The 18,107-nt window shown below is 44.1% G+C and carries 16 protein-coding genes and 1 tRNA gene; 4 read left to right on the forward strand and 13 right to left on the reverse strand.

The genetic code is table 11. From position 1 onward, the window contains the following. Positions 1 to 177 precede the first annotated feature (177 nt). Positions 178 to 1,164 (forward strand): DUF814 domain-containing protein, encoded by a 987-nt coding sequence (locus AWB54_RS11360; protein WP_061214725.1) that lies wholly within the window; start codon positions 178 to 180, stop codon positions 1,162 to 1,164. A 48-nt stretch (positions 1,165 to 1,212) separates the two neighbouring features. Here the strand turns inward: AWB54_RS11360 and AWB54_RS11365 are convergent, their stop codons facing one another. The 7 genes from AWB54_RS11365 to AWB54_RS11395 form a co-directional block, all read right to left on the reverse strand. Further along, the gene (locus tag AWB54_RS11365; RefSeq protein WP_061214726.1) at positions 1,213 to 1,764 is read right to left on the reverse strand and encodes an SGNH/GDSL hydrolase family protein; all 552 of its coding nucleotides are present in this window, start codon (positions 1,762 to 1,764) and stop codon (positions 1,213 to 1,215) included. A gap of 21 nt (positions 1,765 to 1,785) precedes the next feature. After that, complete coding sequence (locus AWB54_RS11370; RefSeq protein WP_061214727.1) at positions 1,786 to 4,530, reverse strand: UPF0182 family membrane protein; 2,745 nt, start codon at positions 4,528 to 4,530, stop codon at positions 1,786 to 1,788. Positions 4,531 to 4,589: 59 nt separating this feature from the next. Beyond that, positions 4,590 to 5,426, reverse strand: a complete 837-nt coding sequence (locus tag AWB54_RS11375) for an MTAP family purine nucleoside phosphorylase (protein ID WP_061214728.1) — start codon at positions 5,424 to 5,426, stop codon at positions 4,590 to 4,592. 148 nt (positions 5,427 to 5,574) lie between these two features. Further along, positions 5,575 to 6,645, reverse strand: a complete 1,071-nt coding sequence (mqnC, locus tag AWB54_RS11380; protein ID WP_201785626.1) for a cyclic dehypoxanthinyl futalosine synthase — start codon at positions 6,643 to 6,645, stop codon at positions 5,575 to 5,577. Between the two features lie 158 nt (positions 6,646 to 6,803). Next, a complete protein-coding gene (locus AWB54_RS11385; RefSeq protein WP_061214730.1) occupies positions 6,804 to 7,631 on the reverse strand; it encodes a menaquinone biosynthetic enzyme MqnA/MqnD family protein in 828 nt (275 codons plus the stop codon). 47 nt (positions 7,632 to 7,678) lie between these two features. Beyond that, positions 7,679 to 8,761: an aminofutalosine synthase MqnE gene (mqnE, locus tag AWB54_RS11390; RefSeq protein ID WP_061214731.1), complete on the reverse strand. Its 1,083-nt coding sequence runs from the start codon at positions 8,759 to 8,761 to the stop codon at positions 7,679 to 7,681. A 207-nt stretch (positions 8,762 to 8,968) separates the two neighbouring features. After that, on the reverse strand, positions 8,969 to 9,898 hold the full coding sequence (locus AWB54_RS11395) for a D-alanine--D-alanine ligase (protein WP_082736184.1): 930 nt from the start codon (positions 9,896 to 9,898) through the stop codon (positions 8,969 to 8,971). 162 nt (positions 9,899 to 10,060) lie between these two features. On the opposite strand from AWB54_RS11395, the gene AWB54_RS11400 reads away from it, so the two are divergent. Beyond that, positions 10,061 to 10,136: transfer RNA gene (locus AWB54_RS11400), tRNA-Trp, on the forward strand. Between the two features lie 74 nt (positions 10,137 to 10,210). Here AWB54_RS11400 and AWB54_RS11405 read toward each other — a convergent pair. Beyond that, the gene (locus tag AWB54_RS11405; protein ID WP_061214733.1) at positions 10,211 to 11,302 is read right to left on the reverse strand and encodes a mechanosensitive ion channel family protein; all 1,092 of its coding nucleotides are present in this window, start codon (positions 11,300 to 11,302) and stop codon (positions 10,211 to 10,213) included. Positions 11,303 to 11,419: 117 nt separating this feature from the next. On the opposite strand from AWB54_RS11405, the gene AWB54_RS11410 reads away from it, so the two are divergent. Beyond that, complete coding sequence (locus AWB54_RS11410; RefSeq protein ID WP_061214734.1) at positions 11,420 to 11,692, forward strand: hypothetical protein; 273 nt, start codon at positions 11,420 to 11,422, stop codon at positions 11,690 to 11,692. 56 nt (positions 11,693 to 11,748) lie between these two features. Here AWB54_RS11410 and fusA read toward each other — a convergent pair whose 3' ends face one another. The 5 genes from fusA to AWB54_RS11435 form a co-directional block, all read right to left on the reverse strand. Then, entirely contained in the window at positions 11,749 to 13,797 is a 2,049-nt protein-coding gene (gene fusA / locus AWB54_RS11415; RefSeq protein WP_061214735.1) for an elongation factor G, read from the reverse strand. Between the two features lie 84 nt (positions 13,798 to 13,881). Beyond that, positions 13,882 to 14,139 (reverse strand): hypothetical protein, encoded by a 258-nt coding sequence (locus AWB54_RS11420; RefSeq protein WP_061214736.1) that lies wholly within the window; start codon positions 14,137 to 14,139, stop codon positions 13,882 to 13,884. Then, complete coding sequence (surE, locus tag AWB54_RS11425) at positions 14,126 to 14,920, reverse strand: 5'/3'-nucleotidase SurE (RefSeq protein ID WP_061214737.1); 795 nt, start codon at positions 14,918 to 14,920, stop codon at positions 14,126 to 14,128. The genes AWB54_RS11420 and surE overlap by 14 nt, the downstream gene beginning before the upstream one ends. Then, positions 14,917 to 15,462, reverse strand: a complete 546-nt coding sequence (lepB, locus tag AWB54_RS11430; protein WP_061214738.1) for a signal peptidase I — start codon at positions 15,460 to 15,462, stop codon at positions 14,917 to 14,919. Before lepB ends, surE begins: the two co-directional genes overlap by 4 nt. An 18-nt stretch (positions 15,463 to 15,480) precedes the next feature. Beyond that, positions 15,481 to 15,660 carry a YpmA family protein gene (locus AWB54_RS11435; RefSeq protein WP_061214739.1) on the reverse strand — a complete coding sequence of 60 codons (180 nt, stop codon included), beginning with the start codon at positions 15,658 to 15,660 and terminating at the stop codon, positions 15,481 to 15,483. Between the two features lie 692 nt (positions 15,661 to 16,352). Here AWB54_RS11435 and AWB54_RS11440 point away from each other — a divergent pair. Next, on the forward strand, positions 16,353 to 17,705 hold the full coding sequence (locus AWB54_RS11440; protein WP_061214740.1) for an acetyl-CoA hydrolase/transferase family protein: 1,353 nt from the start codon (positions 16,353 to 16,355) through the stop codon (positions 17,703 to 17,705). The last annotated feature ends 402 nt before the right edge of the window (positions 17,706 to 18,107 follow it).

An 18,107-nucleotide genomic window follows, 5' to 3' on the forward strand; every position in this document is an offset into this window, starting at 1 on the left:
GTACCCGCAGGGTGATAGCGCTCTCGCGACGTCCTGTCGCTCGCCCCCTTTCGCCTGCTCGCCTTCGCCGGGTGTTGCATCCATGCTTCGCCAACGCTCGCTTTGTATATTTATGCAACCCTCATGCAACAAAAGGGGTTTTTGCAGTAGAGTCAAACTTAAGAAAGGAAGAGTTTAGTGAAAGCAGTATGTCTATTTTCTGGTGGCTTGGATTCTCAATTGGCTGCCGCCCTGGTAAAAAAACAGGGTGTTACCGTCATCGGGGTCAATTTCTCCAGCCCTTTTTTCGGAGCCAACCGCGCCACCCATATGGCCGCTAAAGAACTGGGTATTCAATTATTTGTCCTGGATACCGGAAAAGAATACATAGAAGAGGTATTAAAAAATCCGGTTTACGGCTATGGCAAAAATTTTAATCCCTGTATTGATTGCCATGGTTACATGCTGAGAAAGGCCGGAGAATTTATGCAAAAGCTTGATGCCAGTTTCTTAATCAGTGGTGAAGTTTTAGGACAAAGGCCGATGAGTCAGAACCGCTCGGCTCTAAATGCGGTGGACAAACTCTCGGGCTTCCGGGGGCTGGTGCTCAGGCCCCTTTCAGCTCGACTGCTGCCGGCGACTATACCTGAAACAGAAGGCTGGGTTGACCGTGAGCAACTTATGGACATAAGCGGGCGTGGTAGAACCCGGCAGATTGAGCTGGCTGAAAAATTAGGCATCTATGATTACCCCACACCTGCCGGTGGTTGTCTGCTTACAGAAGCTAGTTTTAGCCGCCGTCTAAAGAAATTGTTGGAAGTAAAACCGGAGCTGGAAGCCGGGGAAATGGAAATCCTGAAACTGGGACGCCACTTTTACCTGGGGGAAAGAACATTATTGGCTGTGGGTAGGAATCACAGCGAAAATGAAAATATTCAAAAAATAGCCCGGGGTAATGATTATCTTTTTAAAGTACTGGATCGTCCCGGACCTTTAGGCCTCTTACGAGGAGATGATGATCCCCAGGCAGATGAAATCAACCTGGCCGCTGCCATAGTAGCCCGGTATAGTGATGCCAGAAAAGAAAATATGGCCCAGGTTAAAATATTCAAGCCGGGCCACGAGGCTTTTGAAACCATAAATATTACACCTTTACCTCCAGATGAGGTTCCGGCCAGCCTTTGAGAGGTGGGAGACGGGAAGTTGGAAGTGGGAATGGCGGATCTGGGAATGTCAATCGGTAAATATTTTAAGGTCGATTTGGGCAAACATGGCCTGGTAACCAGCCCGGCTGGGGTGTCCGCCATCAGCCAGCAACAAATCGCTCCTGACCCGCCCTTTATCATCATAGAAAGGGCGGGAAAAATCAATAATCTGCAGGTCCTCTTGCTTAGCTAAATCTTTAATCCAGCTACGCAATCTGATCAGAAGCTTCTCCCAATACGGTTCATCAACCGCCGTAGGTATTCCCAACACCACTTTTATCCCGGCCTTCTCAGCCCGTTCCACCATCTCACGAATGTTCCAGGTAATACGGTCAAAAGACTCTCCACAAATAACATCATTGGTACCGCCCATAATAATGACATGGCTGGGATTATACTTCAAAACGGCTCTTTCGAAGCGAGCCAGCATATTCGCAGTGGTATTGCCGTTAATTCCCCGGTTAATAACTTCTCCATCCAAGACCTCATCCAGCATAGTTACCCATGAGGCCTGCGGTCCCCAGGGAAAGCCATAGGTAATGCTGTCCCCCAGGCAGACTATCCGCAAACTGTGATTCATTTATTCCTTTTCTCCTTGTCTTTATGGTTTTACTGCTTCCTCCAGACGGCTGATGGTTTCATTAAGCTTCTTGATATTCTCCCCATAACCGGCCCAGTCACCATCCCGCAACAACTGGTTGGCCCGGTCATAGTATTCCCGGGCTGATTTGGCCAGCTCAGCTACTGTGGCTCCGGGAAGTTCCCCCGGGGTAAGCACTACTCCTGTTCGCTGGCTTTCTACACGCTGGTCCTGGCCAAATAATTTAAGCAAAGCCGTATCAAGTGAGGGCTCCATTACCACCTTGTTTTCAAAGGCGGCAATCACTCGTTTTAGTTCCGGCAAGCGGTTATTCTCCGCTTGTAGATACAGGGGTTCCACATATAATACGGAATTACCCATGGGAATAACCAGCAGATTACCACGATACACCCGGGAACCCCTCTGATCCCAAAGGCTAAGTTGCTGGGCTATTTCTGTGTTCTGGTTGATTCTGGATTCGATTTGCTCCGGCCCATATATAGTTTCCTGTTTGGGAAAATTATAGACCAGCATCTTGCCATAATTGTCCCCGTCCATGCGTGCGCACATCCAACCAACCATATTTGCCCGGCTCTTGGGAGTAAAGGGCATCATCAAGATATATTCCGGTTTTTCTTCTTCCGGCAAGCGCATTACCAGGTAATAGGGGTCCATCTTTACCTGCTTATCCTCAACCGTCTCGTTGGGTATTAACCAGGGGTCTTCCTTATTGTAAAATACTGACGGATCAGTCATATGGAAAGTCCGGTACATCTGCGCCTGTATGGAAAACATATCCACCGGATAGCGTAAATGGCTGCGCAAGCTCTCGGGCATCGCAGTTAGTGGTTGGTATACCTGGGGGAATATCCGGCTATAGGTCTTTATAATAGGATCGGATTCATCAGCAATATAAAAGTTCATCTTTCCAGTATAGGCATCACAGATTACCTTTACTGAATTGCGCAGGTAATTATTACGTTGCTTGTCGAAAGGCTCCGAGTATGGATACTTGTCAGAGACGGTATAGGCATCCAGAATCCAGTAAAGCTTGCCGTCATCATTAATTACAACATAAGGGTCGCCATCATAGCTTAGATAAGGCGCTACTTTTTGTACTCTCTCCAGAATATTGCGGTTCATCAAAACCTGGCTCTCGTTAGAAATATCTGAGGACAAGAGCATCTTGTAATCTTTTAAGACCCAGCCAAAAAGAAGGCGGCGGGCAAAAGATTTAATCTTGATTCCGTCCTTTCCCTCATAGCGAGTATAGACATTCTTCTCCCCTGCCGGATAATCAAATTCTTTTTGTTCGGTGTTTACTATCACATAATTATCGGTTTTCTCTCCAAAATATATTTCCGGTCGTTTTATCTTTAAATCGGTAGAAAAGCGTGGCGGTATGTCCTTTACAAAGAACTGGGGAAATCCCTCCTCCGCCACTTCAGTCACAGGACTGACCACTAAACCATAGCCATGCGTATACATCAAGCGCTGGTTTATCCAAGTTTTGGCCTGCTGGGGCAGTTCTTCCTGGTCTATCTCCCGTACTGAAAGCATCAGTTGCCGGTACTTTCCATCTACGGTGTAGCGGTCAACATCAACATCGTCAAAAACATAATAGCTCCTGAGCTGCTGCAGGTTTTTGTAAGTGGTGCGCAGAGGCTGCCAATCCCAGAGACGAATATTATCTATGGTGCTCTGATGGCTGGGGTCGGAAATATCCAGATTATAGTCAATATTAAACTCCCGGTTTTCCGCCCGGTCCAGGCTGTAGGCCTGGCGGGTATATTTAATGGCGTTTTCAATGTAGGGTTTCTCTTTGTTAAATTCATTGGGCTGTACCACTAATTTCTGAATCAAGGAAGGATATACACTTCCCATTAGAAAAGCTACCAGCACCCAGGTACCCAGGCTTATTAAAATCCACTTGAATTTTTTAACAAAAATATTGGCCAGAATAACGGCGGCAATGATTATCGATAATAGCAGGAGGATGCGGTAGCTGAGCAGACGGGCAAAAATATCGCTATAGGTGGCTCCATAGACAATGCCGGCCGGGGAAAAAAGAATATCATAGGCAGCCAGCTTGTAACCCCAGGCTTTCAGCAAAAATATCGCCGCCAGCAAAGTAGCCAGGTGACCTTTGGCAAAGCTGAATTGTCTCCAATTGCCAAAAAGAAGGTCCGTGGAAGCATTTATAAGATAAATAGAGCCCAGGGTTATAAATAATAATATCAAAGCCATCATCAAGGTACCGTAAGCAAACTTGTAAAAAGTCAAATTAAAAAAATAAAAACCTAAATCCTTGCTAAAAATAGGATCGGTAGTTCCAAAAGGTACCCGGTTGATATATTGTTGAACTACTATCCAGTTATCAACAGCTACCGAGCTTACCAGGTAAGCTGCGAATAAACTGATACCCAGATAAAGCCAGCGGGAGGATTTTCCCCGCAGGAAGTCTTTCCAGGGAGTCTTTTCATCATCCAGGTAGATAACTCGTCCTTCCTCGTCATCATAGACAGGTTCTTTCACCGGCCCCATATGACTTCTGGTCAAACGCAGGTTGAAAGCAAAAAGCAAAGCTGTAGCCAGGAAAACAAAGACATACAAGCCTATCTTGTTTAATAGTATGGTCGAAAAGACACTCTGGAAGTTAACTGATTTAAACCACAACCAGTCCACATAAAGGCTGGCAAGATAAGATATTAGCCCCAAAACTACAAGAAAAATTACCAGTTTGGTAGTGCTAGATGTTTTTTGCATATTAAACCTCCTCCAAGATTCCAACAACCGGGGGTCATATCAGCAACGCTCAATGTCCCTTACTTATATACTTCTTTCAAGAGAGTCTCCTTGCGCAGTTCAGCACAATTACATTCTCGACCAGGGGGTAGGGTTCTGAAGAATTCAAAGACCATTCTCGCCAGGGTCTGGCTTTCGCCATAAAATATTTCGGCCAGTTCCTCGTGTTCCCAAGGGCTAACAATTCCTTCGGCATAATTCACCACCAAGTATAAGCCTACATAACAAGCCCCTATTTCCCGTGCCAGGTATACCTCGGGACAGATGCTCTGTCCTACTATGTCACCTCCGGCCATTTTAAAAAAAGCCACTTCCGCAGGGCTCTCAAAATGCCGGCCATCGGTATTAACATAAACTCCCCGGTCAAAAACTCGAAATTTCCAACTCTTCTCCAGTAATTCCAGCAGCTGTTTCCTCATAACTCTACAAAGAGCCTCACGCATAACTAAAAGGTGGCGCTCCTCCAGTCCTACATCTTTTCGCAGGGAAAAGTCCATGTAATCATGGGGTATAATTACATCTCGGGGTTTGAGCAGGTGATTAATTGCCCCCACTCCACCTTCCGCCAGTACTCTTTTTACCCCCGCTTGCTGTAAAACCCAAAACACTTGACGGGAAGCATCAGCCCTGCTGACTCCGCTGCGCCAACCATGCATCCGGCAGCTTAAGACTTTCCTCTCCTCTTGTTCTCCTTGGATATTCATCAGCTTGAATTCGGGGCTCAAACCGTAAGGAGTGGAAAAAACCAGGCTCTTCTCTAGAACTTGAACATAATCCAGGCCCAGGCTTTCCGGAACCTCAATACTCAAGCTGCTGGACCCGCCGATAAAGGCTAGCTCGCAGCCGGGAATTTCCACCTGTCCAACTCCTCTCTGTCAAACCCTATTGTTCTTACTAACCCACCGCATCCTAAGGCCACAAGCACCGATAAAGAGTGAGTTAAAAGGCCTTTGGACGGTAGGATGTAGTAGGAAATAACTTAAATCGTCTTCTGTCTTCCGATGACTAATATACCTCTAATATCCGGTATTCGGTGTCTCTTAGTGCAGGAATCCTACCGGCTCCCCTAATAAGTTCGATCATTTCTTCTTTCTTCATTTTATATTCCAGACCTGCTGAACGAACCACATTTTCTTCTATCATAATACTGCCCAGATCATCGGCACCGAAAAGCAATGAAATCTGCCCCACCCTATCCCCCTGCGTAACCCAGGAACCCTGGATGTGAGCAAAGTTATCCAAATAGAGCCGGGACAGGGCCAGGAATTTCAGGTACTGGGCCGAGTACATTTTACGCCCCATCAGTTCGTTATTACCCGGTTGGTAGGTCCAGGGAATAAAGGCTCTAAACCCTCCGGTTTCATCCTGCAAATCTCTTATCAGACGCAGGTGAGCCACCCGGTGCTCAAGTTGATCCACACTACCCATCATCATGGTTGCAGTCGTTTCCATGCCTATTTCATGGGCAGTTTTCATTACCTCCAGCCATTGGCTACTGCTAATTTTCTTGGGACTTATCTTCTGTCGCACCTCATCATGTAAAACCTCGGCCCCCCCGCCGGGAAGCGAATCCAAGCCAGCCGCTTTCAGCCGCATCAGAGTTTCCCTTATATTCAGCCCGGAAGTACGGGCAATAAAGGCTATTTCCGGAGCGGTCAAGGAATGAATACAAATATCGTAGCGGGCTTTGATACTGCTAAACATTTCTTCAAAATATCTTATATCCAGATCATCGTTAAGCCCACCTTGAATCATAAGCTGGGTAGCTCCCAGCTCCATGGCTTCATCAATCTTGGCAAAAAGGCTTTCCGGGCTTATTACATAAGCATCTGCATCCTCTTTATCACGGTAGAAGGCACAAAAACGGCATTTGCATGAACAAATATTGCTGTAATTGATATTGCGGTCAATAACAAAAGTAGCCTGGTTATTGTCAAATCTTTCTTCTCTTTTCCGGTTGGCAGCCTGTCCTATCTCCAGGAGCTCTCCTTGCTCATACAAGAGTTGAAAATCCTCATCGCTCATGCGCCGCCCCTTCATAATCTCCTTAAGTCGCTGTCTAATAGTAATTGGCACCTCTCTCCTCGAAATGAAACTGTTGCATAGACATAATTTCTCGCGAAAAAGACAAAAATCTTGCTGCCTTATTTTGAACATCCCTCACTAAACCCGCATATCAGCAAGGAATATTAATCCAACTTTCATACCCTTATTTTCCGTCCTCTGTCTTCCGCTCAAATATCCAGTATTTCCAGCGGCGGCACCTCATCTAAAAGGCCTTGATTTTTCGCCTGGCGATAGTATTCCATTAAACCTTCCTGTTTACCGGAATCAAAGTCGAAGCGCAAACAACGAAAATAATCTACCAGGTAATCAGCCCCAAAATCTTCCCATTGCGAAGCTTTTTTTGCCACATCTAGTACATTTTCCAGGCTGAATTTGATCGATTCAGTAAAGGTCTCCTTGATAATTCTCAATTGCTCGACGTTCTTGCTGGCAAAGTCTTTTTTTATCGCCCAGAGTGCAAAAACCATAGGCAGACCGGTAAACTTTTTCCATTCTTCTCCCAGATCATAGATGTACAGGCGATCCTGGTTTTTATAGCGGGCTCTAAGGGCATCGTCACCGATCAGTAGTGCTGCATCAGCCTCCATAAGCATGGCTCCCAGTTCGGGAGCAGAGGAAAAGTACTCTGGCATAATATTATAATATCGGGCTAAGATCACACGAAGAAGGGCCTGCGAAGTTGCCGAAGTATTGGTAAGAGCCACTTTTTTTTGGTGCAGTTCATTTATAGGTACTTTGGAAAAAAAGAAAATACTCTTTACTTCTCCATCACAGCTTACCGAAATATCCGGCATAAGCACATAGTCCCGGTAATTCCTGGCATAGGCTATGGAAGGTATAGGGGCCAGATCCAGGAGGTTTTCCTGGAGCATACGGTTAAGGTCAGAGGGATTACCCTTAATTAAATCAATCTCCAGTAAAAATTTTTTCTCTATTAAACCATAAAACAAGGGGAAACAATTGATGAATTGTATATGTCCAACTCTGGGCCGCATATGGCAATACTCCCTTCAATACAATGAAGCTGCTGATAAAGCGCTTTTTAGAATTCCCGGATAATACTATATAAAGTATCCCTCTCCGTTGGGATATAGCCGGACTCTTTGATTAGATGCACCAGCTCTTCTTTGCTTATCCCCTTCTCCGTACTGGCCCCGGCAGCATGCATAATCCTTTCCTCTACCACGGTTCCGTCAATATCATCGGCCCCAAATTCCAGGGCAATCTGAGCTACGGGAAGCCCTAGCATAATCCAAAAGGCCTTGATATGCTCCATATTGTCCAGCATAAGGCGTGAGATAGCAATGGTCTTTAAATCATCTACCGCCCCGGTTCTCTTCAGGTGACTGATTTTAGTATTTTCCGGAAGGAAGGGTAAAGGGATGAATGCCTGAAAACCGGGGGCTTCATCCTGTAAATCACGCAGGCGAATCAAATGCTCAACCCTATCTTCAATCTCCTCAATGTGACCGTAAAGCATGGTGCAATTGGTCTTTATCCCCATCTGGTGGGCAATACGGTGAACATTTAACCATTCATCACTACTGGCTTTACGCGGGCAAAGTTCCTGTCGTATATCATCATTGAGAATTTCTGCTCCTCCACCTGGAATGGAGCCAAGGCCGGCATCCTTTAATTGTTGAAGTACTTCGCGAACTGGTAGTCCGCTTATTTTGGAGAAATGAAAAATCTCCACCGCAGTAAAGGCCTGAATATGAATATCCGGATAGGCCTTATGCAGGCGAGAAATAACCTCAATATAATAATCAAGCCCCATATGGGGATGCATAGCACTTACGACATGAAATTCGGTAATACCATAGTCCACGGCTTCAGCCCCGTAGGCAAAAGCTTCATCCGGGCTCATCAAATAAGGACCAGAATTGCCATCTTCATCTACACCAAAAGCACAAAACCGGCAACGTGATACACATATATTGGTAAGGTTTATGTGGCGGTTTATATTGAAATAGACCCGGCGCCCTGAGACTGACAGTTTTTTGTTACGGGCCATTTCCCCTATTGCCAGTAAATCATTGCTTTGGTACAAGTAAATTCCGTCTTCCCGTGAGAGCCTTTCTCCCGCATTTACCTTGTTCTTTATTTCTTCTAATCTATTATCCATGATTCATCTCCCTGCTATTACTTAGGACAATTATAACAGATACTTGGCTGTAAGGAAGCTAATCGTCCTTTCTGCCAATAATTTTTCCTTTGCTTGAAAATAAAATATATTATGTCAACATAATTGGCCAAAAGAAAAACTGCTCAGGACTTGCAGTCAGAGAGCAGCTTTATATCAAAAGCAGTTCAGGTTTAAAATTGTGAGCTCTTATTTCTCCAGGGCCATCTTAACAAAAAAATCGAGTAATTCCGGGAACTTTATACCTGCTGCTCTGGCCGCATCAGGAACCAGGCTGGTCCCAGTCATTCCCGGAAGTGTATTTATTTCCAATATATAAGGATTGCCTTCCCGGTCAAGTATCAAATCGATTCTGGCATAACCCCGGCATCCTACTGCCTCATAGGCTTTACAGCTTATTTCCTCTACTTTTTCTCTTTCCGGTTCACTGATCCTGGCTGGTATTATATGATCAGACATTCCCGGCATATACTTGGATTCATAATCATAGTATTCATTCTTCGGTACTATCTCAATTACCGGTAATGTTTTAAGACTATCCTTACCCAATACCGTTACAGTAAGCTCGGTTCCGGCAATAAATTTCTCCACCAGGATTTCTTCATCCAGGGAAAAAGCCAGTTCAAGGGCCGGCACAATATTTTTGCTTTCTCTAACAATCGATGTACCCACACTGGAACCCTGGGTAGCCGGTTTAACCACCAGGGGCAGGCCAAAGTCTTCCATTAACAAAGCTGGATTAAACGAATCTCTATTGAACCCTCTCTTTTTGATAACTTGAAAATCAGCCGTGGGCAAGCCTTCAAAGCTACAAAGCTTCTTGGTTATCACTTTATTCATACAGACAGCACTGGCTAAAACTCCTGATCCGGTGTAAGGTATTCCCAGAAGTTCAAGATAACCTTGAACGGTACCATCTTCCCCGTTCTTACCGTGCAGGGTTATAAAAACCACATCAGGAGAAATTTCTTTTATCCGATGTATAGTCTCCGGTGTAAAATCTAAAGCTTCCACTTCATATCCCGCTTCTCTTAGACCCTCATAAACAGCCTTGCCGCTTCTTAAGGAAACTTCCCGTTCCTCAGAGGTTCCTCCCATCAATACCAGTACGTTATTCACACTTTCACCTCTCATAGTATTGCTTATTAAGCAATTTATATTATAGACTTACGCGGTTCAGAATAGAAGACTTACAAAAAAACAGAAATTATTAAGACCAAAGCAAGTATTGAAACATCCTACGGTTTATGATAGAATTTACTCTGCTAGTATACAGCGTACAGGGGAGTAGCTCAATTGGCAGAGCATCGGTCTCCAAAACCGAGGGCTGGGGGTTCGAGACCTCTCTCCCCTGCCATAATGAATAATGATACCGCGCAAACTGCGCGGTTTTTGTTTGGAAATGAATCATGTAAACAAATCCTTATATAGCTACGATTTTGTCTCCTCGGTTTTTAGCAGATAAAGATTGCGACTGGGGAAGGGGATTTCCACCCCCTCATCCTCCAAAATCTCTATTATCTTTAAATTAAGTTCCTCCTTTATAAGCAGGTATTCAGCCCATACGGTTGTCTTGGTGAAAAAGTATAGAAAAATATTCAAACTGCTTTCCCCAAAAGACTCAAAATTCACCAATATGGTTTCGGGATCTACAGCAGGATGTTCCGTAAGCATCTGTTTAAGCTTATTTATAACAGATTCTATCTGCGCTTTGCTGGTATGATATGATATACCTAAATTAATGCTTATCTTGCGTTTGCCCATACGGCTATAGTTGGTAATGGCTTGAGTCGCCAGGGCGGAGTTAGGAACCGTAACCAGGGACTGTTCAGAAGTTCTGATTCCGGTACTGCGAAAGGAAATGCTTTCAACTGTCCCTTCAACACCTGGTATAGATATACGGTCACCAATAATGAAGGGTTTTTCCAAAATAATAACTATACCACCAAAGAGGTTGGCCAGCATATCCTTGGCCGCTAAAGCCAGGGCCAGCCCCCCTAATCCCAAACCGGCAATAAAACCGTTGACATCAAAACCCCATTCCCCCGCAATGATAATAATGACCAGAGCAATAATAAGAAAGTGCAGAACCTTGGATAATAACGGTATTAAAATACTATCTATGTTCCATCTTTCCCGGGCTTCTTGAGATAAAATAGAACTGCTGGCAGACAAGCGGTAAAGAGCCCAGCCCAGAGTAGCTACCAGACTGGAACGAAAAAGCTTTAAAAGCATTTCTTCCTGAGAAACACTGTTCAATAAAATATCCAGGGCCAGATATAGTCCAATTAATATAATAAGAACTTGCATTGGTTTTCCCAGGGCGGTAAAGATTGTTTCGTCCCATTTTGACTTACTTTTATTGCTCATTTGTAGAAGCCAGCTTAGAACTTTTCGATAGAATAATTTCCCCAAAAGCCAAAATATCAAAAATACCAAAACCGCAATTAGTATTTCTTTTAACGCTGGTTGCGAAATAAAAGTAAGCAATTGTTCCATCAAATAATTACTTAAGCTTTTCATATTACCACTCTCCTGAACCGTTTAGCCGATCTTTTCCCCATTCTAATTCTCCTTCTTTATGTATTAAGCTGCCCCAAACAGTGAATAATCCAAAAAAGATAAATGGAGGCAACTAGATTGAAAGAAAATAAACTTCTTTTTGTCCAAATACTATTGGCCGCCATTATTTTGTGTTTCTCCTTTTGGGCCCTCTTGGCAACTGGCAATGCACTTTATTTTATGGCCATTTTACTGTCTCTGGCGGCAATAGTTTTTATCGTCTATATTCTATATGAACTGCGAAATGAACAAAAGCCCATTTACTCCAAAGATTATTATTTCTATTTTATTGACCGGCAAAACTCAGCTGACGAAAGCTTCTTTTTTCCCTTTAGGGAAATGCGACGCTAAAGAAACCTGTACTTAGACAAAACAGGGGGCCTTTAAGGTCCCCTGTTGACTTGCTGCTATTTTTCCTTTTCTTCTTTTTCCTGTTTGGCTTTTTCTATTATTTTTTCAGCGTTTTGGCCCGGCACTTCTTCGTAGTTGGAAAACTCCATTTTAAACTTGCCGCGCCCCTGGGTCATTGACTTTAAATCAATAGTATAGCGCGCCATTTCCGCCAGGGGAACCTGAGCCTTAATAAGCTGTTTTTTGCCTGCCGGTTCCATTCCCTGCACTCTTCCCCGCCGGCTGTTTAAATCGCCGATTATATCGCCCATATATGCTTCAGGAACCTCAATTTGCACATTCATAATGGGCTCCAGCAAAACCGGTTTGGCAGATTCAACACCCTTTCTAAAGGCTATGCGAGCCGCCATCTTAAAAGCCATTTCAGAGGAGTCCACCGAGTGATAAGAACCATCATACAAGGTTGCCTTAATATTGGTTACCGGATAGCCTGCCAGTACCCCTTCTTCCATGGCTTCAATCAGTCCTTTTTCCACTGCCGGGAAGTACTGCCGCGGAACTGACCCTCCAAAAACATTCTCGGCAAACTCAAATTCTCCCTCATAAAGGGGTTCGAATTTTACGAAAACATGACCATATTGCCCGTGCCCACCGCTCTGCTTCTTATGTTTACCTTCAGCCTCTACTGAAGTCTTTATGGTTTCCCGGTAGGGAATCCTCATTTCCCGGCTGATAACATCCACCCCAAATTTGCGGGATAACTTCTCCAGGATTATATCTACATGCGTATCACCCATGGCCCTTAGAATTGTCTGCCGGGTTTCCGCATTCTTTTCTACCCGAATGGTGGGGTCTTCCTCAAGAAGTCTTTGCAGGGCTCCGCTTAACTTGTCCTCATCGCCTTTGCTGCGAGGTTCAATAGCTATTCCCAGCGTAGGCTCGGGGAACTCAATGGGATCCATAATTACTGGTTGGGCTTTGAGGGTTAGACTGTCTCCGGTTGAAGTAACCGAAAGTTTAGCTACTGCTGCGATATCACCGGCATAAATCTCGGGAACTGAAGCCTGTTCTTTGCCGGTCATAATCAATAATTGGGCGATTTTTTCCTCTTTTTCCTTATTGGCATTATATACTACGGAATCAGCTTTTAGCTTACCGGTAAATAAACGAAACATGGTCAGCCTGCCTATATAAGGGTCGGCGATGGTCTTAAACACTTGAGCCAGGTTCGCTTCATTTTCCATGTCTTTACCGGCTACCAAAGGATTCTTATCTGGAGCTGCGCCACAGTTTACGATGAAATCCATCAAGGGGCTGACACCCATATTATTTAAGGCTGAGCCACAAAAGACAAATACTGCCGAACCATTGGATGCTGCTTCTTTAATGCCATCCATTATTTCCGCGTCACTGAGTTCTTCTCCCTCCAGGTACTTGCCCAGCAAATCATCATTGGCCTCAGCAGCAGCTTCAATCAGGGTTTCTTTAAAGCTCTCTACCTCGTCCATCATATCAGCGGGAATTTCCTCTTCGCTGATTTTTCCACTCCCGGCTTCAAATATCAGGGCCTTCATTTTTAAAAGGTCCACTATCCCTTTGAAGCTCTCGGCGGCTCCAATAGGTATTTGTACCGGAACAATATTATCAGTAAAGCTGTTTTTCATATCATCCAATACTTTGTAGAAATCAGCATTTTCTCGATCCATCTTATTTATGAAAGCAAGCTTGGGAACCGTGGGATAGTCTTCCCACACGATTTCTGTTTGCACTTCCACACCGGCAGTGGCGGAGAGAACTACCAGCATGGAATCTGCGACCCGCATAGTACCGGCTACTTCAAAGTAAAAGTCGCTATATCCGGGAGTATCCAGAATATTTATTTTATGGTCCTTGTATTCGCAAGGCACTAAAGCTGTGCTAATGGTTATTTTCTTTTTAATTTCCTCGGGATAAAAATCCGCTACAGTGTTGCCATCGTCAACCTTACCCAGCCTCTTGGTAGCCCCTGTATTATAAATCATCGCTTCTGCCAGTGAGGTTTTTCCTGTCCCTCCATGACCTACAAAAGCAATATTACGGATTTTACTACTAGGGTAAACCTTCATCAAACAACCTCCTCGTTAATTAAAAGTCAACTGTAAAAATGGTACTATACTTTAATAAAACTATCAAAGCTTTTTGCTAAAATCCTAGCTTTTCTTAAGTACATAAAAAATCCAATATAGAAGCAAAGCGGCCAGCAAAAATATAAGCAACTGATAAAGCATAAATCCCCTGAAAACATCTACTATGAGAGTAAATACCACCCCTAAAGCCAGTGGGAAGAGAATTAGTTGGCTTACCGGTTTATCAGGATAAGCCGGATTTTCCCTCTTCTTTTTTATATAAGAAAAGTTAAGTACTATAAAAAATATGGCGGTATTCAAAATTAGGCTAAAAAATATCATTGGCATCTCCCAATAAATGTGAAAACTGGCTGAATGATTTCCGATACTGCTCTACCAGGCGGTAGTCAGTCAAATCAAAATGTATGGGGGTTATACTTATGTAGGAATGCTGTACTGCATTTACATCACTATCTTCTTCCTGCGGTTCCTCCAATACTCCGCCACCCATCCAAAAATAAGTGTTACCCCGTGGATCCTGCCTTTCTTCAAAGAGGTTTTCATAATTTCTAACCCCCAGGCGGGTGATTCTGATACCTTTAATGTCCTGCGGACATAGGTAGGGGATGTTTATATTCAACAAGGTCTTCTTTTCCATACCATTTTTAAAAAGATTCTGAATAACCCGGCGGGTAAACCTGGCCGCAAAAGAAAAATCCGTATCTGCGGCAAAGGAATTCAAAGATACCGCAATGGAGGGGGAACCCATAATAACTCCTTCAACCGCTGCCGAAACCGTTCCCGAATACAATACATCGGTTCCCAGGTTGGGCCCATGATTGATTCCGGATACCACCAGGTCAATATTATCTCCTACCAGCTTACTGCTGGCCAGTTTTACACAATCAACCGGAGTACCTCCGATTACCCAACCGGCTTTTATTCCTGCCAATTTGGCCTTTATTACTTTAATCGGATCAAAGACCGTAATGGAATGACCGGTTCCGCTCCTTTCGCGGTCAGGGGCAACTACAAAGAGCTCCGCTATGGAGCCCAGTTCTCCAATCAAAGCTTGTATCCCCCGGGCGTGAATTCCATCATCATTGGTTAGGAGAATCCTCATTCAAAAGAAACCTCCCGTTCCAAAAGGCAAAAATGGGACAGAGGCCAGTAAATCATAAAAGCCTTACCTTTGATCCGATCACGGGTTAACCAGGTATTCCACATATGGCTGTCAAAACTAAAATTGCGGTTATCACCCAGAACCAATAAGGCATCTGAAGGGACTACCACCGGTCCAAATTGATAGTTTATTTCCTCAGGCAGGTAGGGCTCAGACAGGGGTTTGTCATTAATAAATACCCGGCCTTCTTTCATTTCTACCTTTTCTCCGGGCAGTCCGATTACCCGCTTGATAAAATACTTGCTGGAATTTAATTCTTCAGGCGGATCAAAAATAACTATGTCGCCTCTCACCGGTTCCTTAAAATGATAAATGAACTTATTTACCATAACCCGGTCATCAATTTGCAGGGTTTGTAACATAGAGCCGGAAGGTATTTCTCTTCCCTCTATTACGAAAGCCCTGAGGATCAAGGATAAAATAAAAGCGATAACTATTATACTAATGGTTTCCTTAATAAAGTCGCGAAGTTCTTTACTCAATTATCATTCACCTCAAAGCTATTCAAATTCATAAATGCTAATGGTCATCTGCTCTTTCTCTTTATTTTTACTCAAACCAAACATTATTTTCTTGCCTTTCAGGCTTTTGTTCAAAAAATCTACAATCCGAACCAGTTCAGGACTGGCCGAAAAAGCTTTACTGGCAATGATATCAAGTTTACCTTTATCCTGTTGCAAAAGCCCATCTCCTTCCCTGTATATTGTATTTTAGTCTTTTTATATATGCAAGCTTCCCGGGCAAACGCATTCATAAGATTCTGATAAATTGGTTCACAATGCTTGTTTATTTTAGTACTAACCCTATAGAGGAATTCCCCATAATTAAGCTATCCATAATAATTAAACTATTTCCCCAAAATGTTTTGTGAGAAAATTCACTCTTTTTTAGAAATTTATTAAAGGACTTTTAAGTATTATGGCGAATTTTAACCCCAAATTCATATTCGTTATCCATAAAGAAGAGTCCTATATATTGTTTTTTTAAGCATCGGAAGAAACTGCGGAGCAGTTTCAACACAGCGCTGCAACGAGGCGGGAGATTAGGGCTCTTTGCCTGTTTTGTTAATAGGAACCGCTTAAAGAAGCGGGAGACATATTTCACCTCGTTAATAAATTCTGAATTTATTGACTTTTCAATTGTTAGATTCAATGGCATAATTAATAGTATGTAACTAAAAACAGTATTTTACAAGCATTCGAGAAATCTCCTACATCCAAAACTCTCTTCAGGATTTTTTACTTCAATATCTTAGCGATTCCTTATGAAGGAGGTGGTACCAACTTAAATTTTCTTTTTCCAAGTCGGATAGGTGGAATTATCAAAAATTGGTTGGATACTAAAGAGAAAATATTTAAGGGGGTTATTTTTAGTGGGAAAGACTTATTTGGATCTGTATAAAGAGAAACTGCGCACTGCGGATGAAGCAGTTAAGATCGTAAAATCCGGCGATTGGGTGGAATACGGTGAGTTCATGATGCAGGCCAAGGATCTGGACGCAGCCCTGGCCCGGCGCAAAGATGAACTCAAAGATGTAAAAGTCAGAGTAGTAACTGCAACGTTTATGCCTGAAATAGTAAAATGTGACCCGGAAAGAGATCATTTCATTTATAATGACTGGCATTTTTCCGGCGGTTCCCGCCAGTTGGCCATGAAGGATCTCTGTAACTACATTCCCCTGACCTATCATGAAGCCGGCAGGTTTGTCGAAGATTTTGCCCATATCGATGTGGCCTTTATTCCGGTAGCTCCCATGGACAAACATGGCTTTTTTAACCTGGGTACCTCCAATTCCATATCTTCTTACGTAATTAATAAAGCTAAAATAAAAATTGTCGAAGTCAACACCTCCATCCCCGTATGTTTCGGTGGCTCCAAGGAAGCGGTTCATATCTCCGACATCGACTACATAGTCGAAAGCCAGACCAACCCCAAACTTTTGAGTCTGCCCGAACTGCCGGTTACGGATGTAGACCGCAAAATCGCCTCCCTGGTTATGGAAGAGATGGAGGACGGTTCCTGCATACAACTGGGCATCGGGGCTATGCCCAATACCGTTGGAACGATGATCGCCCAGTCCGATTTGAAGGACCTGGGAGTGCATACCGAAATGCTGGTGGATGCCTATGTGGATATGTATGATGCCGGCAGAGTAAACAATAAGCGCAAGAGCATTGATAAGGGAAAAATGGTCTACACCTTCGCCATGGGCAGTGAAAAGCTTTATAACTTTATGGACCGCAACCCGGCCATTGCCAGTTACCCGGTAGGCTATACCAATGACCCTGCGGTTATCGGGCAAAACGATAAGGTGGTAGGAATAAACAACGCCCTGGAAGTGGACCTCTTTGGCCAGGTAGCCTCTGAATCCGCAGGCTGGAGGCACATTTCCGGTACCGGCGGTCAGTTTGACTTTATCCTCGGTTCCTACAGGTCCAAAGGCGGCAAGGGCTTTATCTGCTTGAGCTCGACCACCACTCTCAAGGATGGAAGCCGGGTTTCCCGTATCAGACCTACCTTAAGCCCCGGAACCATAGTAACTGTTCCCCGTTCCTGTGTCTACCTGGTTACCACCGAGTATGGCACCGTTAACCTGAAAGCAAGAAGCACCTGGGAAAGAGCTGAAGCTCTAATCAACATCGCCCATCCTGATTTCAGAGATGAACTCGTAAAAGAAGCTCAAAAGATGCGTATCTGGACCAAGACCTGCAAGATTAACCCGTAGAATAGATTTATTCTGGAATTAAAAAGCAGGTGTCTATCATGACACCTGCTTTTATTATTTCGGTAATTCATCAGTGACTCTACTGCAAAAAACCCTTTTTGTTGCATGGGGTTGCATAAATATGCAAAGCGAGCGTTGGCGAAGCATGGATGCTTCACCCTTCGGGTACTCCTGATGTTCCATCCTTCGGATGTCACTATTAAGGTTGCACCGGCGAAGACGAGCAGGCGAAAGGGGGCGAGCGACAGGATGTCGCGAGAGCGCCACCTCCCATGGACGGGAGATTGGCGCGGTACCCCTTGAGCCGCGAGACAAGCCGTTGGTGTTGCCCATGCGTAGCGCCCTGTCGGGCACAACTGATGCTCCCTGCGGTCGCTATTAAGGACGCTGGAGCGGAATATT

The sequence above is a fragment of the Syntrophomonas wolfei subsp. methylbutyratica genome (assembly GCF_001570625.1).
GTDB classification, from domain to species: domain Bacteria; phylum Bacillota; class Syntrophomonadia; order Syntrophomonadales; family Syntrophomonadaceae; genus Syntrophomonas; species Syntrophomonas methylbutyratica.